Here is a 26921-nt window from a genome sequence, read left to right on the forward strand (position 1 = left end):
GTTACTCCACGCTCGCAGGGGCGGCGATTTGCTGCTCGATGACCTGCTTTTCTACTTCATCGGCCGGTTTGACCTCCGGCTTGACCCACCAGGTGGTGGTGCCGATGTCATAGGTCGGCGTGATTTTCGGGTGGCCGATATGGTTCCAGTAGGCCACGCGCCAGGTCTTGATGTGCCAGTTCGGGATCACGTAGTAGCCCCATTGCAAAACCCGATCCAGCGCACGGGCGTGGGTCACCAGGCTCTGGCGCGAGTCGGCGTTGATCAGTTGCTCCACCAACTGGTCCACTGCTGGGTCCTTAAGGCCTATGGTATTGCGGCTGCCGGGATTATCGGCGGCGGCGGACATCCAGAACTCGCGCTGTTCGCTACCCGGTGAACTGGATTGCGGGAAGCTGCTCACCACCAGGTCGAAGTCCCGGGAGCGCACGCGATTGATGTACTGGGACACGTCCACGCGGCGGATTACCAGCTCTATGCCCAGGTCGCTCAGGTTACGCTTGAACGGCAGTAACACCCGTTCGAACTCGGTCTGGGCTAGCAGGAACTCCAGCACCACCGGGTTGCCTTGGGCATCGACCATTTTGTCGTCGACGATGCGCCAGCCCGCTTCTTGCAACAGTTGGTAAGCCTTGCGCTGCTGGTTGCGGATCATGCCGCTGCCGTCACACACCGAAGGCTGGAACGCCTCGGTGAAGACCTGCTCGGGAATCTTGCCGCGCAGGGGCTCGAGAATCTTCAACTCGTCTGCGCCGGGCAGTCCGGTGGCGGCCATTTCGGAATTCTCGAAATAGCTGCGAGTGCGGGTGTAGGCGCCGTTGAACAGTTGCCTGTTGGTCCATTCGAAGTCCAGCAGCAGGCTCAGGGCCTTGCGCACCCGTACGTCCTGGAAGATCGGCCGGCGCAGGTTGTAGATAAAACCCTGCATGCCGGTTGGGTTGCCGTGGGGGATCTGTTCCTTGATCAGCCGGCCTTCGCTCACGGCCGGGATGTTGTAGGCGTTGGCCCAGTTCTTGGCGGTCATTTCTAACCAGAAATCGAACTGCCCGGCTTTCAAGGCCTCGACCGCGACGGTGTTGTCGCGGTAGTAGTCGGTAACCAGTACGTCGAAATTGTAGAAGCCGCGATTGACCGGTAGGTTCTTGCCCCAGTAGTCCTTCACCCGCTCATAGCGGATCGAGCGTCCGGCTTTCACTTTTGCGACCTGGTAGGGGCCGCTGCCCAGGGGGATCTCCAGGTTGCCCTTGCTGAAGTCGCGCTCGGCCCACCAGTGTTTCGGCAACACCGGCAGTTGGCCGAGGATCAACGGCAATTCGCGATTATTGGAGTGCTTGAACTTGAACAGAACCTTGAGCGGGTCTTCGGCGATGACGTCGGCGACGTCGTTGTAATAGCCGCGAAACATCGGCGCGCCGTCCTTGGTCAGGGTCTGGAAGCTGAAGACCACGTCCTCTGCGTGTACCGGGTGGCCGTCGTTGAAACGGGCTTCGGGGCGCAGGTAGAAGCGCACCCAGGCATTGTCCGGGGCTTTCTCGATTTTCTCGGCGATCAGGCCATATTCGGTGAACGGTTCGTCCAGGCCATGCTTGGTCAGGGTGTCGTAGATCAGGCGGATGTCATGGGCCGGCACCCCTTTGCTGATGAACGGGTTGAGGCTGTCGAAGCCCCCAAAACCGCCTTCGCGGAAGATCCCGCCTTTGGGCGCGTGCGGGTTGACGTAGTCGAAATGCTTGAAGTTCGCCGGGTATTTGGGCGGTTCGTTGTACAAGGTCAAGGCGTGCTGTGGCGCGGCGCAGGCCAACCCGGCGAATAACAGGCTGCTGGCCTGCAGGAGCAGGGCACGTAGAGGCTTCATTGATCTTTCTCCGAAGATTTCAGCCACCATGCGCTCAGGCCCAGGGTATAGGGCGGCGTGGTGACGAAGGCGAACCGGTTGCGGTACGCCAGGCGATGATAATTGAGATACCAGTTGGGGATGCAGTAATGCTGCCACAGCAGCACGCGATCCAAGGCTTTGCCAGCGGCGACCTGTTCGTCGCGGGTCTGGGCGGCGAGCAGTTTTTCCAGCAGGTGGTCGACGATAGGGTTGGTGATCCCGGCGTAGTTCTTGCTGCCCTTGACCCCGGCCTGGCTGGAATGGAAGTACTGCCATTGCTCAAGGCCCGGGCTGAGGGTCTGGCCCAAGGTCAGCAGGATCATGTCGAAATCGAACTGGTCCAGGCGCTGCTTGTACTGGGCCCGGTCCACCGTGCGCAACCGGGCCTGGATGCCTATGCTGGCGAGGTTTTCGACGTAGGGCTGCAGGATGCGCTCCAGGTTCGGGTTCACCAGCAGGATTTCGAAACTCAGGGGCTGGCGGTCGGCATTGAGCAGGCGCTGACCGTTATGGCTCCAGCCGGCCTCCTTCAAGAGACCCAGGGCCTTGCGCAAGGTTTCCCGGGGGATGCCGCGACCGTCGGTCTTGGGCAAGCTGAAGGGGTTAGTGAGCAGTTTGGGCGGCAGTTGTTCCCGGTACGGCTTGAGCAGCAGCCATTCATGGCCCACCGGCAGGCCGATGGCGGAGAATTCGCTGTTGGGGTAGTAACTGAGGGTGCGCTTGTAGGCGCCGCTGAACAGGGTGCGGTTGGTCCACTCGAAATCGAACATCAGCCCCAGGGCTTCACGTACCTTGACCTCGGCAAACGTGCTGCGCCGGGTGTTCATGAACAGGCCTTGGGTCTGGGTCGGAATCTGGTGGGGGATTTGCGCCTTGATGACATCGCCCCGGTTGACCGCCGGGAATTGATAGCCGTTGGCCCAGTTCTTGGCTTGGTGTTCGATGTAGATATCGAACTCGCCAGCCTTGAAGGCTTCGAAGGCGACTTCGCTGTCACGGTAGAACTCCACGTCCATGCGGTCGTAGTTGTACTTGCCGCGATTGACCGGCAGATCCTTGCCCCAGTAATCCTTGACCCGTTCGAACACTAGCTGGCGGCCTGGTTGTACTTTGGTAATGCGATACGGCCCGCTGCCCAGGGGCGGCTCGAAGGTCGTCGCCTTGAAATCGCGGTCTTTCCAGTAATGCTGGGGCAACACCGGCAGTTCACCCAGGCGCAAAATCAGCAGCGGATTGCCCGCGCGCTTGAAGACAAAGCGGATTTTCAGCGGGTTGAGGATGTCGACTCGCAGCACTTCCTGCAGGTTGGTGCGGTATTGCGGGTGGCCGTCCTTGAGCAGCGTCCTGTAGGAGAACGCCACGTCATAGGCGGTGATGGGCACGCCATCGTGAAACCGCGCTTCGGGTCGCAGGTTGAACACGACCCAGCTACGGTCTTCGCTGTATTCCACCGACCGGGCGATCAGGCCGTAGCTCGATGTCGGCTCATCACCGGACGGTGCGTACTGACCAGTGCCGACCATCAGTGGTTCGTTCAGCTCATTGATGCCGTACTGCAGGAAATTGGGCGTGGAAACCGGGCTGCTGCCCTTGAGCGTGTAGGGATTGAGCGTATCGAAGGTGCCGAATGCCATGACTCGCAAGACACCGCCCTTGGGCGCTTGCGGGTTGACCCAGTCGAAGTGGGTGAATCTGGCCGGGTACTTGAGCGTGCCAAACTGCGCATAGCCATGGCTTTCGCTGATGGTTGCGCTGGCGGGAGAGCTCAAGGCCAGGCTGATCAGGAGCAAGAGGAGGGGACGTATCAAGTCTGAGATCCGATCCAGGCGGCTTGGGCTTTTATGGCCTGTACAGTAACAGCTTGTATCGGCAGGAAAAAGGCGGGGTTGTAGGAGCTGTCGAGCGCAGCGAGGCTGCGATCTTTCCCCAGACACTTAAATATCAAGCGAAAGATCAAAAGATCGCAGGCTTCGCCAGCTCCTACAACAACCCAGTCCCTAGTTACAGGTGCCCCGGTGTCAATGCGGGGAATAGACCGTCAGCATCTGCCCAGGCTTGAGAGCCTTGCCCATCCGCGGGTTCCAGCGCTTGAGGTGCTGCATTTCCACGTTGAAGCGCTTGGCGACGACGTACAACGAATCACCTCGCTTGACCTTGTATTGGGTCTGCTTCTTCTGGTTCTTGCTGTTGGCGGCCACCACCGTTCTGATGCGCTTGCTGGTGGCCTTGCTGCCCTTGGCGTCTCGCATCACCAGGGTCTGGCCGATCTTGAGCTTGCTACCGCTCAGTTTGTTCCAGCGCTGCAGGTCTTTGATCTGGACGTTGTTGGCCTTGGCGATCTGGCCGAGGTTGTCGCCGCGCTTGACGCGATAGGTGCGCCTTGCACCTGCCACGTTGCTGTCGTTGGCCGATTCAAAAACCGCCTTGAGCGAGCGCTGGCTGATCAGTTCTTCCGGGCGCATGGTCGACAGGCTGGCGGTCAGCAACTGGGCCTTGGCCGTTGGCACCAGCAGGTGCTGGGGGCCGTCGATGGTGGTGCGCTGCTTGAACGCCGGGTTGAGCTGGAATAGCTCGTCTTCGTCGATATCGGCCACCGCCGCGACCTTGGACAGGTCCATACGCTGGTTGATCTCGACGACCTGGAAATAGGGCTCATTGGCGATCGGGTTGAGGTTCACGCCATAGGCATCGGGCGAGAGCACCACCTGGGACAGCGCCAGCAACTTCGGCACATAGGCCTGGGTCTCGCTGGGCAGCGGCAGGTTCCAGTAGTCGGTGGGCAGGCCAAGCTTCTCGTTGCGCTCGATGGCGCGGCTGACCGTACCTTCGCCGGCGTTATAGGCTGCCAGCGCCAGTAACCAGTCGCCGTTGAACATGTCGTGCAGGCGCGTGAGGTAATCCAAGGCCGCCGTGGTGGAGGCGGTGATGTCGCGACGCCCGTCATAGAAGCGGGTCTGGCGCAGGTTGAAGTAACGCCCCGTGGACGGGATGAATTGCCACAGCCCCATTGCCTTGGCCCGGGAATAGGCCATGGGGTTGTAGGCACTCTCGATCACCGGCAGCAGCGCCAGTTCCAGCGGCATGTTGCGCTCGTCGAGGCGTTCGACGATGTAATGGATGTACAGGCTACCGCGCTCGCCGGCGTTCTCCAGGAAGGAGGGGTTGCTGGCGAACCACAGGCGCTGTTGCTCGATACGCGGGTTGACGCCGGCCGTTTCCTGCAGTTGGAAGCCCTGGCGCATGCGCTCCCAAACGTCCTGAGGTACTTGAGGGCTGGGTTTCTCAGTGAGCCTTACCGGCTTCTGTTTGGCGCGAGCGGCGACATTCGGTGTGTGCGCCGCGTCGGTCTGCGGCAGTTGGCTCGTGCTCTGGCAGCCCGCCAATGTGGCGGACACAGCCACCGCAATGGCTTGAGCCAGGCGAGTCAAAGTGTCTGACTGGACGGACTTACGTATAGATGACGACATTGGCTGGAAGTAAGTTCCGGGCAAAAATGTCGGGCGATTCTAGGAAGCGCACCCCAACAGGTCAACCTTTCAGAATTTTTGTATCAATCGGTAGCTGTCTTAGAACGTATCTTTCCACGCTCTCAAGGCCGCAAAAACCTCACTCGGCGTCTGGTTCCGCTGGCCGTTCCGTTCGTCTGCTTTTTGTTTAACGGATGTTTCAGTCGTGCGCAGGAACGGATTGGTGAGTTTTTCCAGGGCCAGGGTCGAGGGCAGTGTCATGATGCCTTCGCTGCGTTGCCGGCTGACTTTTTCCAGGCGGGCAGCGACGTCCGGATTGCCGGGCTCCACGGCGGCCGCGAACGTCAGGTTGCTGAGGGTGTATTCATGAGTGCAATAGATCAGCGTATCTTCAGGCAGGGCGGCGAGGCGACTGAGCGAATGGTGCATTTGCGCAGGCGTGCCCTCGAAGAGCCGGCCGCAACCGGCGGCGAACAGGGTGTCGCCACAGAACAACAGGCCATGGTGGTAGTAGGCGATGTGCCCCAGGGTATGGCCAGGCACGGCATAGACATCGAAGTCCCAGCCGAGCACGCTGACCTTGTCGTTGTCATGCAGGGCCTTGTCCCGCACCGGGATGTTTTCGCTGGCCGGGCCGTAAACGGTGGCGTTCGTCGCATTCTTCAGCGCCTGGACGCCGCCGACGTGGTCATGGTGATGGTGGGTGATCAGGATGTCGCTCAGGACCCAGTCCGGATGCTCCTTGAGCCAGGCCTGCACCGGCGCGGCGTCACCCGGGTCGACCACGGCGCAGCGCTGGGAGGAGTGATCCTGTAACAACCAGATGTAGTTATCGGTGAATGCGGGCAGGGCACTGATCTGTATCATCGCGGAATTCGCCAAGCGGAAAACAAAGGCGCATCTTAGAACTTCCTGGCGCGTTGGAGAATGCAATGACCGATGAAGCGTTCGCTCAGGCTGATCCTGACTGGCTGGCGTTGATCAGCGCGGCCCGTGAATGGCTGTCCGGCCCTGTCGGGCAATTTTTGCTGGAAGAAGAACGACACATGCTCGAAGACGAGTTGGGCCGGTTCTTCGGCGGCTATCTGGTGCACTACGGGCCTTCGGCGCAAACACCGCCGTCGGCACCGCAAGTCCAGCGCAACGTGCGCCTGGGGGCGCCGTTGCCCGGGGTGGAAATCGTCTGCGAGGAGCAGGCTTGGCCGTTGAGCGAACATGCCGCCGATGTGGTGGTCATGCAGCACGGCCTGGATTTCTGCCTGTCGCCCCACGGTTTGCTGCGTGAAGCCGCCAGCAGCGTGCGCCCCGGCGGGCACCTGTTGATCATCGGCATCAACCCCTGGAGCGCTTGGGGCTTGCGTCATGTGTTTGCCCACGACGCTTTGCGCCAGGCCCGTTGCATCTCCGCGTCGAGGGTTGGCGACTGGCTGAACCTGCTGGGCTTCGCGCTGGAGAAACGCCGCTTCGGGTGCTATCGTCCGCCGCTTGCGTCACCCAAGTGGCAGACGCGCCTGGCCGGCTGGGAGCGCAAGGCCGGTGACTGGCAGCTGTCCGGCGGCGGTTTCTACCTGTTGGTGGCACGCAAGATCGCGGTCGGGCTGCGCCCGGTGCGCCAGGCACGACGCGAGCCGATGGGCAAGCTGATTCCTTTGCCAATGGCCAAGGTCAATCGTCGCCACATCGAGCCGTAATCTTTTTCGATGGTTCTTGCCGGCATTGGGCCGCGGGTGTTGTCGGGCCCGATCGGCGGGCCTTTGCATATTTTTCTGGATAGATTGGCATGAGCGATAGCGTAGAACTCTTCACTGATGGCGCCTGCAAGGGCAACCCCGGTCCAGGCGGCTGGGGCGCGTTGCTGGTGTGTAAGGGCGTGGAGAAGGAACTCTGGGGCGGCGAAGCCAATACCACCAACAATCGTATGGAACTGATGGGCGCCATCCGTGGCCTGGAAGAGCTCAAGCGGTCCTGCGATGTGCTATTGGTGACCGACTCGCAGTACGTCATGAAAGGCATCAACGAGTGGATGGCGAACTGGAAGAAACGCGGCTGGAAGACGGCGGCGAAGGAACCGGTGAAAAACGCCGACCTCTGGAAGTTACTGGATGAGCAGGTCAACCGCCACAACGTCACCTGGAAATGGGTGCGCGGCCACATTGGCCACCACGGCAACGAACGGGCCGACCAGTTGGCCAACCGTGGGGTCGATGAGGTGCGGGGCTACAAGCAGGCCTGATTCAGCCGGATGTACCTCCTGTGACGAGGCGCTTGTGTGGGAGCAAAGTTTGCTCGCGACACAGGCCCCCGGTTTTCCTGAAAGACCGCATGATCTTCATCGCGAGCAAGCTTTGCTCCCACAACGTTTGCTTTCGCTCATCACTGGCTTCCACAAGCCTGGCTCCCAGGTAAATCCCCTTGCGACAGGAGCGTGTTACCATCCGCGCTTTTGCAAGACTGCCCGCTGAGAGCTGAACACTGATGGCCAACAGATCTGTAGTACTGGATACCGAAACCACCGGCATGCCGGTGACCGATGGTCACCGGATTATTGAAATCGGTTGTGTCGAGCTGATCGGCCGGCGCCTGACCGGTCGCCATTTCCATGTTTACCTGCAACCGGACCGCGAAAGTGACGAGGGCGCCATCGGCGTGCACGGCATCACCAACGAATTTCTGGTGGGCAAGCCGCGTTTCGCCGAAGTGGCCGATGAGTTCTTCGAATTCATCCACGGCGCGCAGTTGATCATCCACAACGCGGCGTTCGACGTCGGGTTCATCAACAACGAATTCGCCCTGATGGGCCAGCACGACCGGGCTGACATTACCCAGCACTGCACCATCCTCGATACCCTGATGATGGCCCGGGAACGCCATCCTGGGCAGCGCAACAGCCTCGACGCCTTGTGCAAGCGATACGGCGTCGACAACTCCGGCCGTGAACTGCACGGCGCCTTGCTCGACTCCGAGATCCTGGCCGATGTCTACCTGACCATGACGGGCGGTCAGACCAGCTTGTCCCTGGCCGGTAACGCCTCGGACGGCAACGGTACGGGTGAAGGCTCTGGCAACCAGGCCACACAAATCCGACGCTTGCCTGCTGACCGCCAGTCATCGCGGATCATCCGCGCCAGCGAAAGCGACCTGGCTGAGCATGCCGCGCGTCTGGAAGCTATCGCCAAGTCTGCGGGCGCTCCGGCATTGTGGACGCAGTTGACCGAGTCGCAGGCCGCCTCGCACTGATGAGCCCTGGAAAGGGCCCTGTAGGAGCTGTCGAGCGAAGCGAGGCTGCGATCTTTTGATCTTTCACTTGAGAGACTCAATGGTCAGGGAAAAGATCGCAGCCTTCGGCAGCTCCTACAGAGGGCAGCGGGAGCAACCTCTGGCCACAATGATTCAGACAATCCTTGAGTGCGCCGCTGCATTCATCGCTCATTTCTCGCCACAATCGCCACGACCTTCTAACCTGAGGTAACGGGCAGGCTATGGATCCCGCTTGATGTGTGAAGATTTGAAAGACAAGGGCAATGGATGGCACCACGCTGTTGGTTGCCTCAAGGAATGAGGACCTTCCCCAGTATGCAACCGGTCATGAATCCTAAGCACCCCGGGTTGTCGGTGCGCATCGTCGATGACGGCTTTGCCGTCTATATCTGGGGCAGTGACTTCAGCTTCGAAGTCAGCGACTACGTGACGGCGCAGATCGGCCAGCCCGTCAGCCAGTGGCCGGTGACCCCTATTGTTCCCTATCGCAAGTGCTATGGCATCGATCCCGAGGAGTTCAGCAGTTTTCGTGATGCTCCGGACAGCGAGATCTTCATGGCCTATCTAGACGACCAGCCCGTGGGGCATCTGGTGGTCAGTACCAACTGGAACGGCTACGCCCACATCGACGAGTTGGCGGTGCACGCCCCGGCCCGTCGCCACGGGGTGGCCAAGGCGTTGCTCGATGTCGCCCAGTTCTGGAGCCGCAAGAAAAAACTGCCGGGCATCGTGCTCGAGACCCAGAACAACAATCTGGGTGCGTGCCGGCTCTATGAGCGCTGCGGTTACGTGCTCGGCGGTATCGATCACCTGCGCTATCGCGGCATTGACCGGCATACCGCTGAAGTGGCGTTGTTCTGGTACCGGCTGTTCGACGATCCGCTGGGCATGTCGATCAGTGGCTCAGCAACGCCTCGGCTTGTTCCGTAACCCGTTCCAGCAGCGATTGGACGGCGGGTGAGGGCTGCGTGCCGTTCAGGCTCAGGGCATAGAGACCAATCGCAATGGCGGGCGATACCGGGCAGGCGTCCAGGCCACTGCCCTTGGCACCCGAGGCAGTGAACGGGTCGACGATGGCAAGGCCTTCGCCGGCCTCGACCATGGCGCGCATCATCTGGTGGGTCTGGACGCGGATCTGGATCATCGGCGCCGGACGCAGCGCCGCCAGTTTATGCTCGAACGCTGGGCTCAGTGGGTCATGGCCATCCAGGCCTACCAACGGCTGGCCCGCCAGGTCCTGGAGCGAAATGTATTTCTGCCGTGGTTGCAGCCAGCCGTGGGGTGCCAGCAATTGCAGTTTGCCCTGAGCGATCATCTGACAATGGATGTCGGGGTGTTCGGGGTCGTGCAAGCTCAGACCCAGGTCGCTTTCACGCAACAGCAGGCTGTGGACGATGTCGCGGGTCGGTTGGCTGAGCAGGGTGCAAGGCGCATCCGGATGGCGGCGACGCAAGGCGGCGATGCTCTGGGGCAACAACTGCTGGGCCAGCGGCGGGGTGCAGATAATGCGCAAGGGCGGTGCCTGATAGTGTTTCAGGCTGCTGGCCAGGCGCTGCACCGGTTCGAGGGTGTCGTACACTCGCGTGATACCGTCGCGCAGCTCAAGGGTTTCCCGGGTGGCCTGCAAGCGCCCGCGCACGCTGGCAAACAGCATGAAGCCCAGCTGCTCCTCGGCATCGCGCAGGATTGCCTCGACCTCCGCCATCGGCAGTTGCAGCCATTCGGCCGCCGTGCCGAGGTGACCGGTCTGCAGCAGCGCCTGGATCACTTCGATGTGGCGTAAACGCATGCAAGGAGTCCATGTTCGGCGGGTGAGCCATTGAGTGGCTGAATCCTAACCCAAGTCCGGGCACGACTTCTGCTCATAACTGCCGGTTATGAAGCTATTTGCGTTTCAGTGGGCGTTTGCACTTGCGGTGGCGTTTCCGGTTCGCGCGTCAATTCGATTTGAGATTGCACCAGAATAAATTTGTCGTCGTCGAGTTTGTTGACTCGATCACCGATAGCCAACTTATAGGTGGTGACAGGCTCCTTGCCGTTCCCGTCAGGCGATGGGGTCGATTCCTGAAACTCATGCACCGAATAGACGCGACCTTCGGCGTCCCGCGCATGAAATTGTCCGACAAGTACTGCTGCCATTGCTTAGAACCTCTGGAAATAAATCACTCGATTTGCGGTTCTGTAGACCCCGGTCAAGCGCGGTAAGTTTTCCTACATGAAAAAAATAGTCCAGCCGACAGGTTTTTGTCGCTCCACTGGTCCAATTGTCCCCCCGATCATCTATAACTACAGGCTCCTTTGAGCCGACAGTCGAGAAGCCTCTCATGAGTAATGTCTACACAGTGGCCGTTTTGGTGGGCAGCCTGCGCAAGGCATCGATCAACCGCAAGGTCGCGCTGGCACTGGCTGACCTGGCACCAGCGAACCTCAAGCTGAGCATCGTCGAGATCGGCGAGTTGCCACTTTATAACGAAGACATTGATGTAGCGCCGCCAGCAGCCTACACCACATTTCGCCAGCAGGTGGGCGCGGCCGACGCCTTGTTGTTCGTCACGCCTGAGTACAACCGCTCGGTACCGGCGCCATTGAAAAATGCCATCGACGTCGGCTCGCGTCCCTACGGTCAGAGTTGCCTGAGTGGCAAGCCGGGCGCGGTGATCAGTGCTTCGCCAGGCGCCATGGGGGGGTTCGGGGCCAACCATCATTTGCGCCAGTCGCTGGTATTCCTTGATGTTCCCTGCATGCAACAGCCAGAAGCCTACCTGAGCGGTGCCGGGGCGGCGATTGACGAGGCGGGCAACCTGTCGGCGTCGGTACGGCCCCTCCTGCAGACGTTTATCGATGCCTACGGCAAGTGGGTTGAGCAACACAAGAAGGTTTGATGCCCCTCTGGAACTTCAAGCCAAGCACCTTTGTGGCGAAGTGATCTTCTATGGGAGCAAGGCTTGCTCCCGCACTGGGATAAATCCCTCGTCACAGGTGCATCTACGTCTACATCCGTATAGATCATTCAATCCCCGCTTTACTGGATATTCGAATTTCCATATATTCGCCCTTCGCTCATCCAGGCCTTCCTTCGCCATGTCTGATTCCCACAACCCTGTCGATGTCTTCAAGGCGCTGGCCGATGACACCCGTACGCGCATTGCGCTGCTGGTGGCCCGTGAAGGCGAGTTGTGTGTCTGTGAACTCACCGCTGCGCTGGGCCTGAGCCAGCCGAAAATCTCCCGGCACCTGGCGCAACTGCGTAATACCGGCCTGCTCAGCGACCGGCGTCAGGGGCAATGGGTTTACTACCGTCTGCATCCGCAGTTGCCGGCCTGGGTCAGCACTTTGCTGGAGCAAGCGTTGGCGGCCAATACGGGGTGGCTGATGGCGGATGTCGAGCGTTTGGGTGCCATGGCTGATCGTCCGGTGGCGCGTTGCTGCTGATTGGCCTTTTTCAATCCTCCTTCCAAGGCTGTCGCGCATGCTGATCGCGTCGTTGATTTTCCTGCTGACCATTACGTTGGTAATCTGGCAGCCCAAGGGGCTTGGCGTCGGCTGGAGCGCGACGCTCGGCGCGTTGCTGGCGTTGTTGAGCGGGGTGGTGCAGGTTGGCGACATTGCGCTGGTCTGGCAGATCATCTGGAACGCCACCGGTACGTTTGTCGCGCTGATCATCATCAGCCTGCTGTTGGATGAGGCCGGCCTCTTCGCCTGGGCGGCCTTGCATGTGGCCCGTTGGGGAAAGGGCGGCGGGCGCAAGCTGTTTGCGTTCATGGTGCTGCTGGGGGCGCTGGTGTCGGCCCTGTTTGCCAATGACGGGGCGGCGTTGATCCTGACGCCCATCGTGATTTCGATGCTGCTGGCGTTGCGTTTTTCCCCGACGGCGACCCTGGCATTCGTGATGGGTGCCGGTTTCATTGCCGACACCGCGAGCCTGCCACTGGTGGTGTCGAACCTAGTGAACATTGTCTCGGCGGACTTCTTCGGCATTGGTTTCAACCGTTATGCGGCGGTCATGGTACCGGTGAATCTGGTCAGCGTGGCAGCCAGCTTGGTGATCTTGCTGTGGTTCTTTCGTCGCGACATCCCGCGCGACTACGACCCCAATCAACTGGACGATCCTGCGACGGCGATCCACGACAAGGCAACGTTTTATGCCGGCTGGGCGGTGCTGGCGATCCTGCTGCTGGGCTGCTTTGCCCTGGAGCCGTTGGGGGTTCCTATCAGTGCGATCTCGGCAGTCTGCGCGGCGCTGCTGCTGGCTGTCGCGGCCCGCGGCCACAAGATTTCCACCCGCAAGGCGATGAAGGAAGCGCCCTGGCAGATCGTGATCTTCTCCCTCGGCATGTACCTGGTGGTCTATGGCCTGCGCAATGCCGGGCTGACCGGCTACCTGGCCCAATGGCTCGACGGTTTCGCCGAATATGGCGTGTGGGGTGCGGCCATGGGGACAGGCCTGCTGACGGCTTTCTTGTCATCGATCATGAATAACATGCCGACGGTACTGGTCGGTGCCTTGTCCATCGATGCCAGCCAAGCCACCGGGGTGGTGAAGGAGGCGATGATCTACGCCAACGTCATTGGCAGCGACCTGGGCCCGAAGATCACGCCGATTGGCAGCCTGGCGACGTTGCTGTGGTTGCATGTGCTGGAGCGCAAGAACATCCAGATCGGCTGGGGGTACTACTTCAAGGTCGGGATCGTGCTGACGCTGCCGGTGTTGTTGGTGACCTTGGCGGCGCTGGCGGTGCGGTTGTCGCTCTAGACCGAGTTGGCTTCATCGCGAGCAGGCTCGCTCCCACATTGGAATGCATTCTCCTCTATGAATGTGTTCCCCTGTGGGAGCGAGCTTGCTCGCGATGAGGCCCTGATAGGCAACATCTGCTCAGCCATTGCCCGGCACATTCGGCCAGAGATCGGCCACCAGGAATAGCCGCTCGGCTTCTTCCCACTCCCCCTCGGTATTTTCAGTCAGGCGCACCATCAGTTGTGCCGGCGCCATGGGATCCAGGTCCAGTCGCCAGGCCTCCAGTTGCGCAGTGTTCCAGGTCTGCTCGGCCGGATAATGCGCCGGTGCCAGCCAGGCGGCGCGGGGCAGGGGTTGCCAGCGCCCCGGCGGTCGTTGGTTGATAAACGCAGGCCAGTCCCGCTGGTGCAGCCAGCGACCGCGCAAGTGCCGGGGGTGGGCACCGGCCGGCGGTTCGGCCTGGCCTGGCCAGGGGTACAGCAAATACCCGCCCAGCCAGAGTTCGGAACGAAACAGCTCGATGCCCGAGGGCTCGATACCCAGTGCCGCCAGGGCCTCACGGCTTTCCGGGCGGGCCGAGATCGGCAATTGGTGTTCGCGCAGATGCGCCAGCTTGCGGTCGAGCCGGTCATGGCAACCCGGGCCCAGCCATTGCGCGGCGTCGAGCCCGTTACCTTGTTGGGGCCCCAGGTATAACTTGATCGCCAACTCCAGATGATGGATGCCGTCACGATCGCGCAAGAGCAGGTCCAGTTCACCCAGCGTATGGCCTTCGTGGCGGATCGGCAGGTTCGCGGCAATCAGCTCGATGCCTGGAGCGTGCTGCACGGCAAACTGCCACAACCTTTCGTAATACAGGCCCAGGCGTCGCGTCCGTCCTAGGGACAGGCAGTGCAGCAACGGGTAGCTGTCGCGGTCCAGTTGTCGCAGCCAGTGCTCCAACTGACCAGGCGCCTGCACCCAGTCACTGCCGGCCAGGGGGTGGCGCTGGGGCCAGGGCGTATCGATGAGCATCGGCGGGGCGATGATCGCCCACGCGAGGTCGCGCACTTCGGGATGGCGAAGGCGGCGGGGCAAGTCCAGCAATTCAGGGAACAGGATCATTTTGCGAGCATAGCCTGTGGGAAGGCTTAAAGGATTTTGTCTATGGAGCGCTTTCGCCCATAATCGTGTTTTTCGCCCGTCGCAGACCCTCGCAGGAGCCTCATGGAGCAATTTCGCAATATCGGCATCATCGGTCGCCTGGGCAGTTCGCAGGTGTTGGACACCGTTCGCCGTCTCAAACGTTTCCTCCTGGAGCGACACCTGCATGTGATCCTAGAAGATACCATCGCCGAAGTCTTGCCCGGCCATGGCCTGCAGACGTCGTCTCGCAAGATGCTGGGTGAGGTCTGCGACATGGTGATCGTGGTCGGCGGCGACGGCAGCCTGCTGGGGGCCGCCCGGGCCCTGGCGCGGCACAATATCCCGGTGCTGGGGATCAACCGGGGCAGCCTGGGGTTCCTCACCGATATCCGCCCTGACGAGCTGGAAACCAAGGTCGCCGAGGTGCTGGACGGCCACTACCTGGTGGAAAACCGCTTCCTGCTGCAAGCCGAGGTCCGTCGTCACGCCGAGGCCATCGGCCAGGGCGATGCCCTCAATGACGTGGTGCTGCACCCTGGCAAATCCACGCGCATGATCGAATTCGAGCTGTACATCGACGGGCAGTTCGTCTGCAGCCAGAAAGCCGACGGCCTGATCGTCGCGACTCCGACCGGTTCCACGGCCTACGCGCTGTCGGCCGGTGGGCCGATCATGCACCCCAAGCTCGACGCTATTGTGATTGTGCCCATGTACCCCCATACCTTGTCTGGGCGACCGATTGTGGTCGATGGCAACAGTGAGCTGAAAATCGTCGTGTCCAAGGATATGCAGATCTACCCGCAAGTGTCCTGTGACGGCCAGAATCATTTCACCTGCGCGCCGGGCGACACCATCACCGTCAGCAAGAAAGCGCAGAAGCTGCGCCTGATCCATCCGCTGGATCACAACTACTACGAAGTCTGCCGAACCAAGCTCGGCTGGGGCAGTCGGTTGGGGGGTGGAGGCGACTGATGCTCGATCCTGCGCGCAGTTACGATTTGATCGGTGATGTGCACGGGTGCGCCCTGACCCTTGAACACCTGCTGGACCGACTCGGTTACCACAAGCAGGGCGGTGTCTGGCGGCATCCGTCGCGCATGGCTGTGTTCCTGGGGGACATCATTGACCGTGGCCCGCGGATTCGCGAGGCGCTGCACATCGTCCACGATATGGTCGTGGCCGGCCAGGCGCTGTGCATCATGGGCAACCACGAGTTCAACGCCCTGGGCTGGAGCACACCGGCATTGCCGGGCAGCGGCCAGCGCTACGTGCGCGAACACACGCCGCGCCATGCCCGCCTGCTCAACGAGACCCTGACTCAGTTCGAGCAGCATCCCGGTGACTGGCATGACTTCCTCAAGTGGTTCTATGAACTGCCGCTGTTTGTCGACGCCGGCCGTTTCCGGGTGGTGCATGCCTGTTGGGATGCGGGCCTGATCGAACCGCTGCGTGGCCTCTTCCCGGACGGTTGTGTCGACGAACATTTCCTCCAGGCCTCGGCGCAACCGGGCAGTTTTGCCTGCACGGTGTTCGATCGTTTGCTGCGTGGCACGGACATGCGCCTGCCCCATGGCCTGACGCTGACCGGTGGCGATGGCCTGACCCGTTCGTTTTTCCGCACCAAGTTCTGGGAAGACAATCCGCAGACCTACGGCGACATCGTGTTCCAGCCCGACGCCTTGCCGGAACCGGTGGCCCGCACGCCGCTGTCGTCGGATGAAAAAAACAACCTGCTGCGCTATGGCGTCCATGAACCGTTGCTGTTCGTCGGCCACTATTGGCGCAGCGGCAAGCCCGCGCCCATTCGCCCGAACCTGGCCTGCCTGGATTACAGTGCGGTGCTCTACGGCAAGCTGGTCGCTTATCGCCTCGACCAGGAAACCCGCCTGGATCCGCACAAGTTTGTCTGGGTCGATGTCGAGCGGCCGGAGGTGGTGCAATGAGACTGTCTGTCACGCGAACGCATTTTTTGAGGAAGTGCCATGGATGATTCGACGTTCGACCAACTGAAGGCCGCACTCCTTGCCGCGCCCGGTAACCTCGCGCTGCTGACACTGCTGCTCAACGCCAGTGTCGAGCGCAGTGAGTACGCGCGCGGGCTTGAGTTGCTGCCTGCCGATCTTGAGCAATGGATCGATGCCCAGGCCTTGAAAATGGCTGCGGCCGGGTTATGTATCGCCGCGGGTCAGGCGCAACGGGCCCTTCGCCTGATTGAAGGCGATGAGCCTGCTGCGCGGATGCTCAGGGCGCGCGCCTTTGCGGCCCTGGAGCAGATGAAGGAGGCCCAGGTGGAATACCGCGCCGCGGTCGATGCCAACCCGGCCCTTGAGGACATGGCGCTATGGCGTCGGTTGAACGTATCCGTGACCGACTTTTCCGCTGCACAGGGGCGTCCGCGGTTGCGCGTGATCTCCAACGACAACACCGACCAGACCGAGGTCAGTCGCCTGTTGGTGCCGGAAAAGGAGGTCCTGTCCTTCGATGACATCGGTGGCCTGGACGAACTGAAGAAGACCATTCACAAGAAAATCATCCTGCCTTACCAGAAGCCCGGCCTGTTCCAGCGCTTTCGCAAGCGGGTCGGCGGTGGCGTCTTGCTCTATGGGCCCCCAGGGTGTGGCAAGACCATGCTGGCCCGAGCCACGGCCGGGGAGTGCAAGGCGACGTTCTTCAACGTGGCCATTTCCGATGTCCTGGACATGTACATCGGCGAATCCGAGCGCAAGTTGCACGCGCTGTTCGAGCAGGCCCGTGCCCAGGCACCGGCGGTGATGTTTTTTGATGAAGTCGAGGCCTTGGGGGGCAAGCGCTCCAATACCCGGGACTCGACGTCTTCGAAGCTGGTCAGCCAGTTCCTGTCCGAGATGGACGGGTTTACCAAGGATAATCACGGCGTATTGATTCTCGCGGCAACCAACGTGCCTTGGTCGGTGGACTCGGCTTTCAGGCGCCCGGGGCGTTTTGACCGGGTGCTGTTCGTGCCGCCGCCAGACCGGCCGGCCCGGGAAACCATGCTCAAATTGATGATGCAAGGCCGTCCGATGGCAGAAGACATCGACTTTGCGTTCCTGGCGAAAAACACCTCGGGCTTTTCCGGTGCGGACCTGGGGGAGTTGGTGGAAACCGCCGCTGACGAAGCGATCGAAGAGTCCATCAGCGGCGCGAGCGAGCAACCGATCTGCGACCGACATTTCAAGCAGGCGCTCAAGGAAGTACGGGCGACCACCCTGGAATGGCTGACCACAGCGCGCAATTACGCGCGTTACGCCAATGAAGGCAACCAGTACGACGAGGTGCTGGCCTTCCTAGACAAACATGGGAAGGGCCGTTGATGGCGCAGTATGGTGGTTATCGCATCGAAGACGAACCGCGTCCGGGCGCCCTGGCCAAGTGGGCCGTCTCACCTTTCTGGCCGCTGCTGGGGCTGATGCTGGGGGGCGCCTGGCTCGGTTTGCCGTGGTTTGTCTTCAACGCCATCGCGGTGGGCAGTCCGACCCGTTTACGTGAGTGGCTGCTGGCCGGCCTTTGCCTGGTGGGCAGCCTGATCATCGGCGTGGTGCTGCTGCAGCTGGTGGATGCGGGCTACATCCAGAGCCAGGCGCAGATTCAATACGCCTTGTTGATCCTGGTGGTCTGGAAACTTGCCATCGGCTACCTGTTGTTCATGCAGCAAAACGCGACCATCGAGATCTACCAGTACTATGGTGGCGTTCTGAACCGCTTTGGCTTGCCAGTCGTGCTGGTTGGCGCGTTCGTGCTCAAGGGCATGGTCATCAAGTGGGTGCCTGCCACTCTCTGGTATCTGGTGGTGAGCTGATGAATACCGATTATCTGCTGCAACTGGCGTATCAACGCTTGCAGGTCGACCATTACGACGGTGCCATCGACGCGCTGCGCCAATTGCTGGCGAGCGATCCGGATTCGGCCGAAGCCCATGCGTTGCTGGCGGTCTGTTTGATCAACCTGCGACGCGTGCATGCTGCCAGGCACGAGGTGCAGTTGGCGCTGGCGGCCGATGCACAACTACCACTCGCCCATTACGCCGCCGCCCAGGTTGCCATTGCCCTGCGCAAGTTCAAGCTGGCCCAGGAACATTTGACCCAATTGCTGGACATGGAACCGCTCAACCCGGTCAATTACCGCACCCTGGCCGACCTTTACCAGTTGACCGGCCGTCTGGAGCAAAGCCGCGAGCCGTTGGAAAAAGCCTTGGAATTGGCCCCCGACGATGCGTCCAACCTGGTTGCCATGGCTCAGTTTTATCGTGCCTGCGGCGACTGGGGGAAGGCGCATCAGTTCGCCCGCCAGGCCTTGCAGGCCGAACCGGGGCATACCGGGGCCGTGGTGGTGCTCGGGCACCTGTTGTTGCGCGAAGGTGACGTCGAGGGCGCGCGCGAGCACGCCATCTGGGCCCTGCAGGAAAACGCCAATGACCGGGCCGCGCTGCACTTACTGACCGCCGTCAAGGCTCGCAGCAGCCTGTTTTTGGGAACATGGTGGCGATTCAACAGTTGGATGACCGAGCGCAGCGCCAGTCGCGCCATTGTGGTGCTGTTGCTCATGTTCGTGGTCTATCGGGTAGTGGTCATCATTCTGACGGCCCAGGGCTACCCACAGGTGGCCCAGGCGATTGATTGGCTATGGCTGGGGTTTGCCGCGTACACCTTTGCCGCGCCACAGATATTCAGGCGCTCCCTGGAAAAAGAGCTGGCCCAGGTCAAGCTTTCCAGGGAATTCTAAATAGCGGGTATCCACACGGCTGTCAGTCGTGCTTTGCCTTGGAAACCACGACATTATTGGAGATTGCTTAACATGTCGTCTTTTGCAGAAATGATCCAGAACATCACCCCCGACATCTACCGGAGCCTGAAACTGGCGGTGGAAATCGGTAAATGGGCCGATGGCAACAAGCTCACCGCCGAGCAGCGTGAGCTGTCGCTGCAGGCGATGATCGCCTGGGAAATCCAGAACCTGCCCGAAGACGAGCGCACTGGCTACATGGGCGCGCAGGAATGCCAATCGAAGTCCACTGAAGTGCCGAATATCCTGTTCAAGTCGGACGCTATCCATTGATCGAGATTGGCCGCGGTGCAATCAGCAAAATGTCGGCGCGCCTTGACGGGCCGACTGTTCAATACGCCTTTCGCCTGGACGATCTCGAGGTGCCGGTCAACCCGTTGATCGGCAGCACGGTGCGCCTGGAGTACCTCGGTGCAATCCACTGCACCCACTGTGGGCGCCGGACCAAGACCAGCTTCAGCCAGGGTTATTGTTACCCTTGCATGACCAAACTGGCCCAGTGCGACCTGTGCATCATGAGCCCCGAGCGTTGCCATTACGAGGCGGGCACCTGCCGTGACCCGGCCTGGGGCGAACAGTTCTGCATGACCGATCATGTGGTCTACCTGGCCAATTCCTCGGGTGTGAAAGTCGGCATCACCCGCGCCACGCAATTGCCGACCCGTTGGCTTGACCAGGGTGCCAGCCAGGCGCTGCCGATCCTGCGGGTTGCCACCCGCCAGCAATCGGGGTTTGTCGAAGACCTGTTCCGCAGCCAAGTGGCGGACAAGACCAACTGGCGCGCCTTGCTCAAGGGCGACGCCGTGGCGGTGGACCTGCCGGCGATCCGCGACTCGCTGTTCGAAAGCTGCGCGCAGGGATTGCAGGGCTTGCAGGAACGATTCGGCCTGCAAGCGATCCAGACCATAGCGGACGTCGAGCCCATCGAGATCCGTTATCCGGTGGAGCAATACCCGGCCAAGATCGTCAGCTTCAACCTGGACAAGAACCCGATCGCCGAAGGCACGCTGTTGGGGATCAAGGGTCAATACCTGATTTTCGACACCGGCGTGATCAACATTCGTAAATACACGGCCTACCAGCTCGCCGTGCATCAGTAGAAGGATTCGACCCATGCGCACCGAACAACCGAAGATGATTTACCTGAAGGACTATCAGGCCCCTGAGTACCTGATCGATGAGACGCACCTGACCTTCGAGTTGTTCGAGGACCACAGCCTGGTCCATGCGCAACTGGTGATGCGCCGCAACCCCGAGCGTGGTGCCGGGCTGCCGCCGCTGGTGCTCGATGGCCAGCATCTGGAACTGCTCTCGCTCAAGCTCGACGACGCCGACCTGGGGCAGGGCGATTATCAAGTGGACGACAGCCACCTGACCGTTCACCCCAAGGCTCAGGCCTTCACGCTCGACACCACCGTCCGGATCCACCCGGAAACCAACACCGCTCTGGAAGGTTTGTACAAATCCGGCAGCATGTTCTGCACCCAGTGCGAGGCCGAAGGTTTCCGCAAAATCACCTATTACCTCGACCGCCCGGATGTGATGAGCACGTTCACCACCACCGTGGTGGCCGAGCAGCACAGCTACCCGGTGCTGCTGTCCAACGGCAACCCGATTGCCAGCGGCCCCGGTGAAGACGGCCGGCACTGGGCGACCTGGGAAGACCCGTTCAAAAAGCCTGCCTACCTGTTTGCCCTGGTGGCCGGCGACCTGTGGTGCGTCGAAGACACCTTCACCACCCTGAGCGAGCGCACCGTGGCGCTGCGCATCTACGTCGAGCCGGAAAACATCGACAAATGCCAGCACGCCATGACCAGCCTGAAGAAGTCGATGCGCTGGGACGAAGAGGTCTACGGGCGCGAGTACGACCTGGACATCTTCATGATTGTCGCGGTCAACGATTTCAACATGGGCGCCATGGAGAACAAGGGCCTCAACATCTTCAACTCCAGCGCCGTGCTGGCCCGCGCCGAAACCGCCACCGATGCCGCTCACCAGCGGGTCGAGGCGATCGTTGCCCACGAATACTTCCATAACTGGTCGGGCAACCGCGTGACCTGTCGCGACTGGTTCCAACTGTCGCTCAAGGAAGGTTTCACCGTGTTCCGCGATGCCGGGTTCTCGGCCGACATGAACTCCGCCACGGTCAAGCGCATCCAGGACGTGGCGTACCTGCGTACCCACCAGTTCGCCGAAGACGCCGGCCCCATGGCCCATCCGGTGCGGCCGGACAGTTTCATCGAGATCTCCAACTTCTATACCCTGACCGTGTACGAAAAGGGCTCGGAAGTGGTTGGCATGATCCACACCCTGCTGGGGCCTGAGGGTTTCCGCAAGGGCAGTGACCTGTACTTCGAGCGCCACGACGGGCAGGCCGTGACCTGCGATGACTTCATCAAGGCCATGGAAGATGCCAACGGCGTCGACCTGGCCCAGTTCAAGCGCTGGTACAGCCAGGCCGGTACGCCACGGCTGGCGGTGAGCGAGTCTTACGACGCCGCTGCCAAGACCTACAGCCTGACCTTCCGTCAGAGTTGCCCGCCGACTCCGGACAAGATGGAAAAACTGCCGTTCGTGATTCCTGTGGAACTGGGCCTGCTGGACAGCCAGGGCGCCGGGATCCCGTTGCGCCTGACCGGTGAGGCGGTGGCAAACGGCACGTCCCGGGTGATCTCGGTGACCGAAGCCGAGCAGACCTTCACCTTCGTCGACGTCGCCGAACAACCGCTGCCTTCGTTGCTGCGTGGTTTCTCGGCACCGGTGAAACTGAGCTTCCCGTACAACCGCGACCAGTTGATGTTCCTGATGCAACACGACAGCGACGGCTTCAACCGTTGGGATGCCGGCCAGCAGCTGTCGGTGCAGGTGTTGCAGGAATTGATCGCCCAGCATCAGCAGGGCGCCAGCCTGACGCTGGATCCGCGCCTGGTCAGTGCGCTGCGCAGCGTGCTGACGGACGAGTCCCTGGACCAGGCCATGGTCGCCGAAATGCTCTCGCTGCCAAGCGAAGCCTACCTGACGGAAATCAGCGAAGTGGCTGACGTCGAGGCGATCCATGCCGCCCGTGAGTTCGCCCGCCAGCAGTTGGCCGAGAATCTGTTTGAAGCCCTGTGGCTGCGCTATGCAGCCAACCGCGACCTGTCGAAGAAAACGCCTTACGTGGCCGAGGCCGAGCACTTTGCCCGTCGCGCGTTGCAGAACATCGCCCTGTCGTACCTGATGCTCACCGACAAGCCTGAGGTGCTGAGCGCGACCCTGGAGCAGTTCGACACCGCCGACAACATGACCGAGCGCCTGACCGCGCTGGCGGTGCTGGTCAACTCGCCGTTCGAAGCCGAGAAGGCCAAGGCTCTGGAAGTGTTTGCGGAAAACTTCAAGGGTAACCCGCTGGTCATGGACCAATGGTTCAGCGTCCAGGCCGGCAGCCCGTTGCCGGGTGGCCTGGCGCGGGTCAAGGCGCTGATGGAGCACTCGGCGTTCAACATCAAGAACCCTAACAAGGTGCGGGCGCTGGTGGGGGCGTTTGCCGGGCAGAACCTGATCAATTTCCACGCGGCCGACGGGTCGGGTTATCGCTTCCTGGCGGACCTGGTCATCCAGCTCAATGGCTTCAACCCGCAGATCGCCTCCCGGCAACTGGCCCCGCTGACCCGCTGGCGCAAATACGACAGCGCCCGCCAGGCGCTGATGAAAGCCGAGCTGGAGCGCATCCAGGCGTCCGGCGGGCTGTCCGCCGATGTGTTCGAGGTGGTGAGCAAGAGCCTGGCATAAACAGGCACTGCCTTACCTTTGTGACGAGGGAGCTTGCTCCCGCTGGCTGTAGGAGCTCTGTAGGAGCTGTCGAGTGCAACGAGGCTGCGATCTTTCCCAATACACTTGAGTCTCAAGCGAAAGTTCAAAAGATCGCAGGCTTCGCCAGCTCCTACAGAGGCCAGCGGGAGCTTGCTCCCTCGCCACATTCATCACCCTCACGAATGTCTTCTGATTCACCCTTGGCCAATAGCCCCGTGGTTAACAAAAGATAACGCGGCGTCGATTGTCAGACCTTTCGAAAGCCCGATAGGATAGGTTCCGCTTGCTAAGTGGCTCTAGATTGCAGGTTTCAGGACTATGCTCCAGGACTGGCAACGTACCAAGCCATAACAATAATAATGGGGGAAAGGTCTATGAATGAGCCTGTCATGGCTGTGGGCCGCAGCCGGCCGCCGATGCTGCGCAGAGTCGCGTTGCTGGCTTCGGCGCTCTCGCTGCTGGGCTCTGCGCTGTTGTCGGCACCGGTGATGGCTGTTGCAGCGTCGACGTCCGATGTCATCTATTCCGTCGAATCGGCCAAGGCCAGCAAAACCCTGATGCTCGATGTGGTCCACGCCGGCCAGCGCCTGGTGGCGGTCGGTGATCGTGGGCACATTGTCTATTCCGATGACCAGGGCACGTCCTGGACCCAGGCCAAGGTGCCGACCCGCCAACTGCTCACCGCAGTTTTTTTCGTTGACGACAAGCACGGTTGGGCCGTGGGGCATGATGCGCAGGTCCTCGCCAGCGATGACGCCGGCAGCACCTGGACCAAGCAATTCGAAGACCTTACCCGCGAAGCACCCCTGCTGGACGTCTGGTTCAAGGACCTCAGCAACGGTTTCGCCGTGGGTGCCTACGGCGCACTGTTGGAAACCACTGACGGCGGCAAGCACTGGGAAGACGCCAGCGACCGCCTCGACAACGAAGACCAGTTCCACCTCAACGCGATCGCGGCCGTGAAAGACGCCGGGCTGTTCATTGTCGGCGAGGCCGGCAGCATGTTCCGCTCCGCCGACGAGGGCCAGACCTGGGAGAAGGTCGAAGGCCCGTATGAAGGCTCGTTGTTCGGGATCATCGGCACCGCCCAACCTTCTACGCTGCTGGCCTACGGCTTGCGCGGCAACCTGTACCGTTCCACCGATTTTGGCGGCACTTGGGAGCAGGTCGAGCTCAAGGCCGCCCGGGGCAACCTGGAATTCGGCCTGTCGGGCGCCACGTTGCTGGCGGACGGTTCCATCGTGATTGTCGGCAATGGCGGCAGCGTGGTGCGCAGTACCGACGACGGCGAGACCTTCAGCGTGTTCAACCGCCCGGACCGAATCTCCGTGGCGGCCGTCACGGCGGCAGGCAACGGTAACCTGATCCTGGCGGGGCAAGGCGGCGTGCGCGCCACCACCTCCACCGGCGCCGAACTGAGCAAATGAGTCAGGCCTGCACGACGGGCATAAAAACAAGAAGGCGGACCCCATGAGCAGTCATCACCAAGACAAGGCGACGTTCCTCGAACGCCTGATTTTCAATAACCGCCCGGCAGTGATCAGCATTTGCCTGCTGGTCAGTATCTTTCTGTTCTGGCAGGCCACGCTGATTCGGCCCTCCACCAGTTTCGAAAAAATGATCCCCCTCGAGCACCCCTTCATCCAGAAGATGCTCGAGCACCGCAACGACCTGGCGAACCTGGGCAACACGGTGCGCATTTCCGTGGAAGCCACCAACGGCGACATTTTCTCCAAGGACTACATGGAGACCCTGCGCCAGATCCACGACGAGGTGTTCTACATCTCCGGTGTCGACCGTTCCGGGCTCAAGTCATTGTGGAGCCCCAGCGTGCGCTGGACCGAAGTGACGGAGGAGGGCTTTGCCGGCGGAGAGGTGATTCCCCAGAGCTACAACGGTTCGGCCGACAGCCTCGACCTGCTGCGCAACAACGTGCTCAAGTCCGGTCAGGTCGGGCGCCTGGTGGCCAACGACTTCAAGTCGAGCATCATCGACATCCCACTGCTGGAGTCCTATCCCGACCCGCAGGACCAAGGCAAATTGCTCGCCCTCGACTATCGGAAGTTTTCCCACGAGCTTGAAGACAAGATCCGCAACAAGTTCGAAGCCCAGAACCCGAATGTGCAGATCCACATCGTCGGTTTCGCCAAGAAGGTCGGCGACCTGATCGACGGGCTGATCATGGTGGTGCTGTTCTTCGGCGTGGCCTTCGTCATCACCCTGATCCTGCTGTACTGGTTTACCAACTGCATGCGCAGCACCGTTGCGGTGTTGACCACCACCCTGGTGGCCGTGGGCTGGCAGCTGGGGCTGATGCATGCGGCCGGTTTCGGCCTGGATCCATACTCGATGCTGGTGCCGTTCCTGATCTTTGCCATCGGCATTTCCCACGGGGTACAGAAAATCAATGGCATTGCCTTGCAGTCCAGCGAGGCGGACAACGCCCTGACAGCGGCGCGGCGCACCTTCCGGCAGTTGTTCCTGCCGGGGATGATCGCGATCCTGGCGGACGCCGTGGGCTTCATCACCCTGCTGATCATCGACATCGGCGTGATCCGCGAACTGGCCATCGGTGCCTCCATCGGCGTGGCGGTGATTGTGTTCACCAACCTGATTCTGTTGCCGGTGGCGATTTCCTATGTCGGCATCAGCAAGCGTGCCATCGAGCGTAGCAAGAAGGACGCGACGCGTGAGCACCCGTTCTGGCGTCTGTTGTCGAAGTTTGCCAGCGCCAAGGTCGCGCCGGTCTCGGTGGTCCTGGCCCTTATCGCCTTCGGTGGCGGTCTCTGGTACAGCCAGAACCTGAAAATCGGCGACCTGGACCAGGGCGCGCCGGAGTTGCGTCCAGACTCGCGCTACAACCAGGACAACAACTTCATTATCAGCAACTACTCCACCAGCTCCGATGTCCTGGTGGTGATGGTCAAGACCAAAGCTGAAGGCTGCTCACGCTATGAGGCCATGGCACCCATCGACGAGTTGATGTGGAAAATGCAGAACACCGAGGGGGTGCAGTCGGCGATCTCCCTGGTCACCGTGTCCAAGCAAGTGATCAAGGGCATGAACGAGGGGAACCTGAAATGGGAAACCCTGTCGCGCAACCCTGTCGTGCTGAACAACTCCATTGCCCGGGCCGATGGCCTGTACAACAACAACTGCTCCGTGGCCCCGGTATTGGTTTTCCTCAACGACCACAAGGCCGAGACCCTGGACCGCGCCGTGAAGGTGGTGCAGGATTTCGCCAAGGAAAACAACCGCGATGGCCTGGAGTTCATCCTTGCCGCCGGCAACGCCGGTATCGAAGCGGCCACCAATGAAGTGATCAAGGAATCGGAGCTGACCATCCTGATCCTGGTGTACATCTGCGTGGCGACCATGTGCATGATCACCTTCCGTTCCTGGGCGGCGACGCTGTGCATCGTGTTGCCGCTGGTGTTGACCTCGGTGCTGGGCAACGCCCTGATGGCGTTCATGGGCATTGGCGTGAAGGTCGCGACGCTGCCAGTGGTGGCGTTGGGCGTAGGCATCGGCGTTGACTACGGAATCTATATTTATAGCCGCCTGGAAAGTTTCCTGCGGGCCGGGTTGCCGTTGCAGGAAGCCTACTACCAGACGCTGAAGTCCACCGGAAAAGCCGTGCTGTTCACCGGCCTGTGCCTGGCGATTGGTGTGTGCACCTGGATTTTCTCGGCCATCAAGTTCCAGGCCGACATGGGCTTGATGCTGACGTTCATGTTGCTGTGGAACATGTTCGGTGCGCTGTGGCTGCTGCCGGCGTTGGCGCGGTTCCTGATCAAGCCTGAGAAACTGGCGGGGCAGAAGGGCAATTCGTTGTTTGCTCATTGATCGACGGTAGAATCTGCCCAAT

24 protein-coding genes are annotated in these 26921 nt (G+C 61.0%); 17 read left to right on the forward strand and 7 right to left on the reverse strand.

Features of this window, described 5'->3' with window-relative positions; translation table 11 throughout:
• Nucleotide 1: 1 nt before the first annotated feature.
• The 4 genes from AACY42_RS09495 to gloB all read right to left on the reverse strand — a co-directional run bounded on the left by AACY42_RS09495 (nt 2) and on the right by gloB (nt 6210).
• Nucleotides 2-1855, reverse strand: a complete 1854-nt coding sequence (locus tag AACY42_RS09495; protein ID WP_339478853.1) for an extracellular solute-binding protein — start codon at nt 1853-1855, stop codon at nt 2-4.
• On the reverse strand, nt 1852-3684 hold the full coding sequence (locus tag AACY42_RS09500) for an extracellular solute-binding protein (RefSeq protein ID WP_445261740.1): 1833 nt from the start codon (nt 3682-3684) through the stop codon (nt 1852-1854). Before AACY42_RS09500 ends, AACY42_RS09495 begins: the two co-directional genes overlap by 4 nt.
• Nucleotides 3685-3894: 210 nt before the next feature.
• Nucleotides 3895-5343 (reverse strand): transglycosylase SLT domain-containing protein, encoded by a 1449-nt coding sequence (locus AACY42_RS09505; protein ID WP_339478854.1) that lies wholly within the window; start codon nt 5341-5343, stop codon nt 3895-3897.
• A gap of 99 nt (nt 5344-5442) precedes the next feature.
• Complete coding sequence (gloB, locus tag AACY42_RS09510; protein ID WP_339478856.1) at nt 5443-6210, reverse strand: hydroxyacylglutathione hydrolase; 768 nt, start codon at nt 6208-6210, stop codon at nt 5443-5445.
• Nucleotides 6211-6275: 65 nt separating this feature from the next.
• Here gloB and AACY42_RS09515 point away from each other — a divergent pair, with 65 nt between their 5' ends.
• From AACY42_RS09515 to AACY42_RS09530, 4 genes are all read left to right on the forward strand, one after another.
• Nucleotides 6276-7034 carry a class I SAM-dependent methyltransferase gene (locus AACY42_RS09515; protein ID WP_339478857.1) on the forward strand — a complete coding sequence of 253 codons (759 nt, stop codon included), beginning with the start codon at nt 6276-6278 and terminating at the stop codon, nt 7032-7034.
• Nucleotides 7035-7123: 89 nt separating this feature from the next.
• On the forward strand, nt 7124-7576 hold the full coding sequence (rnhA, locus tag AACY42_RS09520) for a ribonuclease HI (protein ID WP_003180633.1): 453 nt from the start codon (nt 7124-7126) through the stop codon (nt 7574-7576).
• A 242-nt stretch (nt 7577-7818) separates the two neighbouring features.
• Nucleotides 7819-8580: a DNA polymerase III subunit epsilon gene (dnaQ, locus tag AACY42_RS09525; protein ID WP_339478862.1), complete on the forward strand. Its 762-nt coding sequence runs from the start codon at nt 7819-7821 to the stop codon at nt 8578-8580.
• 336 nt (nt 8581-8916) lie between these two features.
• Entirely contained in the window at nt 8917-9531 is a 615-nt protein-coding gene (locus AACY42_RS09530; protein ID WP_339478863.1) for a GNAT family N-acetyltransferase, read from the forward strand.
• On the opposite strand, the gene AACY42_RS09535 is transcribed toward AACY42_RS09530, so the two are convergent.
• Nucleotides 9497-10390 carry a LysR family transcriptional regulator gene (locus AACY42_RS09535; RefSeq protein ID WP_339478864.1) on the reverse strand — a complete coding sequence of 298 codons (894 nt, stop codon included), beginning with the start codon at nt 10388-10390 and terminating at the stop codon, nt 9497-9499. The two genes, AACY42_RS09530 and AACY42_RS09535, sit on opposite strands and share 35 nt — an antisense overlap.
• A gap of 86 nt (nt 10391-10476) precedes the next feature.
• Nucleotides 10477-10740 (reverse strand): hypothetical protein, encoded by a 264-nt coding sequence (locus AACY42_RS09540; protein WP_339478865.1) that lies wholly within the window; start codon nt 10738-10740, stop codon nt 10477-10479.
• 185 nt (nt 10741-10925) lie between these two features.
• Between AACY42_RS09540 and AACY42_RS09545 the strand changes: the two genes are divergently transcribed.
• From AACY42_RS09545 to AACY42_RS09555, 3 genes are all read left to right on the forward strand, one after another.
• On the forward strand, nt 10926-11483 hold the full coding sequence (locus AACY42_RS09545; RefSeq protein WP_339478866.1) for an NADPH-dependent FMN reductase: 558 nt from the start codon (nt 10926-10928) through the stop codon (nt 11481-11483).
• 199 nt (nt 11484-11682) lie between these two features.
• A complete protein-coding gene (locus AACY42_RS09550) occupies nt 11683-12033 on the forward strand; it encodes a metalloregulator ArsR/SmtB family transcription factor (protein WP_339478867.1) in 351 nt (116 codons plus the stop codon).
• A 37-nt stretch (nt 12034-12070) separates the two neighbouring features.
• A complete protein-coding gene (locus AACY42_RS09555; protein WP_339478868.1) occupies nt 12071-13354 on the forward strand; it encodes an arsenic transporter in 1284 nt (427 codons plus the stop codon).
• A gap of 120 nt (nt 13355-13474) precedes the next feature.
• Here AACY42_RS09555 and AACY42_RS09560 read toward each other — a convergent pair whose 3' ends face one another.
• The gene (locus AACY42_RS09560; RefSeq protein WP_339478869.1) at nt 13475-14440 is read right to left on the reverse strand and encodes a DUF1853 family protein; all 966 of its coding nucleotides are present in this window, start codon (nt 14438-14440) and stop codon (nt 13475-13477) included.
• A gap of 102 nt (nt 14441-14542) precedes the next feature.
• On the opposite strand from AACY42_RS09560, the gene AACY42_RS09565 reads away from it, so the two are divergent.
• The 10 genes from AACY42_RS09565 to AACY42_RS09610 all read left to right on the forward strand — a co-directional run bounded on the left by AACY42_RS09565 (nt 14543) and on the right by AACY42_RS09610 (nt 26899).
• The gene (locus AACY42_RS09565) at nt 14543-15433 is read left to right on the forward strand and encodes an NAD(+) kinase (protein WP_003202709.1); all 891 of its coding nucleotides are present in this window, start codon (nt 14543-14545) and stop codon (nt 15431-15433) included.
• Entirely contained in the window at nt 15430-16404 is a 975-nt protein-coding gene (locus tag AACY42_RS09570) for a metallophosphoesterase (RefSeq protein ID WP_339478907.1), read from the forward strand. The genes AACY42_RS09565 and AACY42_RS09570 overlap by 4 nt, the downstream gene beginning before the upstream one ends.
• Nucleotides 16405-16443: 39 nt before the next feature.
• Nucleotides 16444-17793, forward strand: a complete 1350-nt coding sequence (locus tag AACY42_RS09575) for an ATP-binding protein (protein WP_339478870.1) — start codon at nt 16444-16446, stop codon at nt 17791-17793.
• On the forward strand, nt 17793-18278 hold the full coding sequence (locus AACY42_RS09580; protein ID WP_339478871.1) for a hypothetical protein: 486 nt from the start codon (nt 17793-17795) through the stop codon (nt 18276-18278). Before AACY42_RS09575 ends, AACY42_RS09580 begins: the two co-directional genes overlap by 1 nt.
• Complete coding sequence (locus tag AACY42_RS09585; RefSeq protein ID WP_339478872.1) at nt 18278-19201, forward strand: tetratricopeptide repeat protein; 924 nt, start codon at nt 18278-18280, stop codon at nt 19199-19201. Before AACY42_RS09580 ends, AACY42_RS09585 begins: the two co-directional genes overlap by 1 nt.
• 72 nt (nt 19202-19273) lie before the next feature.
• Nucleotides 19274-19534: a YeaC family protein gene (locus tag AACY42_RS09590; protein WP_339478873.1), complete on the forward strand. Its 261-nt coding sequence runs from the start codon at nt 19274-19276 to the stop codon at nt 19532-19534.
• The gene (locus AACY42_RS09595) at nt 19531-20361 is read left to right on the forward strand and encodes a DUF2797 domain-containing protein (protein WP_339478874.1); all 831 of its coding nucleotides are present in this window, start codon (nt 19531-19533) and stop codon (nt 20359-20361) included. Before AACY42_RS09590 ends, AACY42_RS09595 begins: the two co-directional genes overlap by 4 nt.
• A gap of 13 nt (nt 20362-20374) precedes the next feature.
• Complete coding sequence (pepN, locus tag AACY42_RS09600; protein ID WP_339478875.1) at nt 20375-23032, forward strand: aminopeptidase N; 2658 nt, start codon at nt 20375-20377, stop codon at nt 23030-23032.
• 395 nt (nt 23033-23427) lie between these two features.
• Complete coding sequence (locus AACY42_RS09605) at nt 23428-24480, forward strand: WD40/YVTN/BNR-like repeat-containing protein (protein ID WP_339478876.1); 1053 nt, start codon at nt 23428-23430, stop codon at nt 24478-24480.
• Between the two features lie 43 nt (nt 24481-24523).
• Nucleotides 24524-26899 (forward strand): efflux RND transporter permease subunit, encoded by a 2376-nt coding sequence (locus tag AACY42_RS09610; protein ID WP_339478877.1) that lies wholly within the window; start codon nt 24524-24526, stop codon nt 26897-26899.
• Nucleotides 26900-26921: the final 22 nt, after the last annotated feature.

Origin of the sequence: Pseudomonas sp. RL_5y_Pfl2_73, from assembly GCF_963970515.1 — a bacterium.
Classification (GTDB): Bacteria; Pseudomonadota; Gammaproteobacteria; order Pseudomonadales; family Pseudomonadaceae; genus Aquipseudomonas.